The organism is Synechococcus sp. LTW-G (genome assembly GCF_054459035.1).
The window spans coordinates 1-1,558 of sequence record NZ_JBTKYW010000018.1 but is presented as its reverse complement, the minus strand read 5'-3'; the positions used below and the strand labels follow the sequence as shown (position 1 = coordinate 1,558).

1 protein-coding gene is annotated in these 1,558 nt (G+C 57.8%); it reads left to right on the top strand.

Annotation, left to right across the window (positions count from 1 at the left end):
* The first annotated feature begins 280 nt into the window (after positions 1–280).
* Positions 281–1,135, top strand: coding sequence for a phycobilisome rod-core linker polypeptide (locus ACXIQ9_RS12580; protein ID WP_247476219.1), 855 nt, complete (start codon positions 281–283; stop codon positions 1,133–1,135).
* Positions 1,136–1,558: the final 423 nt, after the last annotated feature.

The window sequence follows — 1,558 nt, the reverse complement described above, 5'->3', positions numbered from 1 at the left end:
CGCTGCTCTGGTCTGATTTTCAGCCCCAAAGCAGAGACGGCAAAGTCTCGACGCGAGCCCCCCGAAAGGGGGGCTTTGTTGTTGCCCACCCGCCGGCAGGGGTGTAACGAATGTGACGGGGTCTCTCAGGAAACTCGGCGGATTAGCCATAGGATTTTCGCCAAGCCTTTTTTGGGCTTCAGGACTTTCCCTGTCCCTCCAATGTGTTGGCTGTTGTTAGACACATTGCGAGCTTGGCAGCTCGCCCGCTGCCATCAATCTCCCCCTTGCTCCACCTGCCATGACGTTGCTGAATGCTGCCTATCTGGGTATTGATCGATTCGCCAATAACCGGGTCAAGGAGAACTGGTCCTCTGGTTCCAGCCAAGACGACAAAACGGCCCTGATCCGCGCCGTCTATCGCCAGGTTCTTGGCTTTCAGTACGTCATGGAAAGTGAGCGGCTGACCGGTGCTGAATCCCTCTTCCGCAATGGCTATCTGAGTGTTCGCGAATTTGTGCGCACCGTTGCCAAGAGTGGCCTCTATCGCAGCAAGTTTTTTGAGAATTCCAACCCTTATCACTTCATTGAGCTGAACTTCAAGCATCTGCTGGGCCGTGCTCCCCAGAACAAGGCCGAGATGCTGCACCACTTCACGATCCTGCAGGAGCAGGGCTACGAAGCGGAGATTGATTCCTATCTCGATAGCCACGAGTATCAGGAGCGTTTTGGTGAAGAGCAGGTCCCCTATCTGCACGGTTGGGGTTACTCCAAGGGCCACGAAGGTCGTCAGTTCTCCTGGTTGATGCAACTCACCCGTGGTGCTGCCGCTTCGATCAAGGGTGATGTCACTGGGGTTCAATCCCGCTTGGCGGGTGCCCTGCACCAAGACCGCGCCGTTCCTGTGGTCAGCCCCAATGCCAAGGGGTCGGCCGTTCAGCCCGCCGGCGTGGCCCGCACCGCGATTACCCAGATGGCCAAGGGCATCGGTCAGAAGCCGCGGATGTATCGCATCGAGGTGACCGGCCTGAACAACTACCGCCTGCACAAGCGCAGCAACACCGTTCGTTTCGTGCCCTTCGACAAGATGCTGGAGACGCAGCAGCAGATCCACCGTCAGGGTGGGCGCGTGGCCAGTGTCACGCCCGTCAACTGATCCCTCTGCTTGGTGACCCGAGCCCCGCCAACGGCGGGGCTTTTTTCATGGCCAACAACGGCAGCATTAGCCCGCTTGCTTGGCCTTGGTCCTTAAGATTCTGTTCCGATTCTTGCTGTCTTTCGCGCTCCAGTACCCAGTCGCCGCAAGGGTTCTACCCCAACGGTGACCCTTTGTGAACTTCGGGCGTTCCCTGGTGCAGTGCTTTGCGTCTTGAATTCACAATGACGCAGGTCAATGAATTCAAGGGCCGCGCTGATCTGCGATCTGCGTTCACCTCGAGTTCGACTCCGTGACCCGATCTGATGCTGTATTGCAGCGGAGTGTCGGTTCGCACCCCCTCTTCCCCCTCTCCCCGACTCACGTCGAGAACAGGAGTTAATCAATGTTCGACGCCTTCACCAAGGTTGTTGCCCAGGCTGA